Origin of the sequence: Thiohalocapsa sp., assembly GCF_019695415.1 — a bacterium.
Lineage (GTDB): Bacteria > Pseudomonadota > Gammaproteobacteria > Chromatiales > Chromatiaceae > Thiohalocapsa.
Window position 1 is genome coordinate 1 of sequence record NZ_JAIFKJ010000165.1, and the last position, 1,734, is coordinate 1,734.

At 64.6% G+C, this 1,734-nt stretch carries 2 protein-coding genes; both read right to left on the bottom strand.

From position 1 onward, the window contains the following. Positions 1 to 1,078, bottom strand: a 1,078-nt coding sequence (locus tag I6U14_RS04465) for an AMP-binding protein (protein ID WP_296897204.1), incomplete at its 3' end; no start/stop codon positions are given. 133 nt (positions 1,079 to 1,211) lie between these two features. After that, positions 1,212 to 1,734, bottom strand: a 523-nt coding sequence (locus tag I6U14_RS04470; RefSeq protein WP_296897202.1) for an MFS transporter, incomplete at its 5' end; no start/stop codon positions are given.

The window sequence follows — 1,734 nt, forward strand, 5'->3', positions numbered from 1 at the left end:
CCTTCAGGCTGGACAGGTCGCGGGAGAGGACGGGCTCTTCGCCTTCGCGCATCAGCGAGCGGATGGCGGTGGGGGCGGTGTAGAACTGGGTGACCTTCCACTTGTCGACCACGTCCCAGAAGCGGCCGGCGTCGGGGTAGTTCGGCACGCCCTCGAACATCACGCTCTGGGCCCCGCACGCCAGCGGGCCGTACACGATGTACGAGTGGCCGGTGATCCAGCCGATGTCCGCCGTGCACCACCACACGTCGCCATCGTGGTAATCGAAGATGTACTTGAAGGTGGTGGCGGTGTAGACCATGTACCCGCCGACGTGGTGCTCCACGCCCTTGGGCTTGCCCGTCGAGCCGGACGTGTAGAGGATGAACAGCGGATCCTCGGCGTCCATCATTTCCGGCTCGCACGCCTCGTCCTGGGCGTTGACCAGTTCATCCCACCACAGGTCGCGGTCGGCGTCCATGGGCACCTCGTGGCCGGTGCGCTTGACGACGATGAGCTTCTCCACCGAGGGGCAGTTGGCCAGGCCCGCGTCGGCGTTGGTCTTCATCGGGATGTCGCTCTTCTTGCCGCGAAGGGCGGTGTCCTGGGTGATCACGACCTTGGCCTGGCAGTCGTTGACCCGGTCGCGCAAGGCGTCGGGGCTGAACGCGCCGAAGACGATCGAGTGAATCGCCCCGATCCGGGCGCAGGCGAGCATGGCGATGGGCAGGGCGGGGATCATCTGCAGGTAGATGACCACGCGGTCGCCCTTTTTCACGCCCAGGCTCTTGAGGGCGTTGGCGGTCTTGCACACCTCGGCGTGGAGCTGCCGGTAGGTGCAGGTCGCGTCCTCGCCGGGGTTGTTGCCTTCCCAGATGATCGCCGGCTGATCGCCGCGCGTGGCCAGGTGGCGGTCAAGGCAGTTGACCGTGATGTTGGTCTTGGCCCCGAGGAACCACTTGATGTCGACGTCGTCCTCGAAGGACCAGTCGCAGACCTTGTCCCACTTCTTGTCCCAGACGAACTGCTCGGCGATGTCCGCCCAGAAGCCTTCGGGATCGTTGATGGACCGATCGTACATCTGCTGGTACTGGGCCATCGATTGGATGTGGGCCTGGTCGGCGAACTCCTTGGCCGGTTCGATGCGGTTGCGGCTTGCGTCACTTGGCGTGGTTGTCATGTTTCCTCCAAAGAGGGGTTTGCGATGCGGAAAACGACCGATACGTACTATTTCACGCGACAGCGCGTTTTTGAGCAAGTCCCAGCCCGATGGCCAGGCCCGCTGAGATCAGGCACAGGACCGCGGCGATGTACAACGCCGTCGTCGGCGAGGCGTGCTCCTTGGCCGCGTTCCATGCCGCGATGCCGACCACACCCGCGATCCCATAGCTGGTGAACACCCAGCCGTAGATCGCGCCCAGGTTCTTCGAGCCGAACAGGTCGGCGGTGGCCGAGGGGAACAGGGCGAAAAGCCCGCCGTAGTTGAACCCGATGATCGACGCGCCCACCGCGAGGCTCAGTTCGGTTTGCAGTGTCCCGAGCATCGCGAGCATCGCCGCCTGGAACACGAACATCGCCACGAACGCGGCGGTGCGGCCGATGCGGTCGCTGGCCATGCCCCAGACGATGCGGCCGACGGCGTTGAAGATCGCCAGCCCGCCGACCGCCTGCGCCCCCTTGTTGCTGTCTCTTTTACCCATCTCCCAAGCCCCCGGAACCGTCCTAAATACCGTTTGCCGGCTTACGCTTGAACAA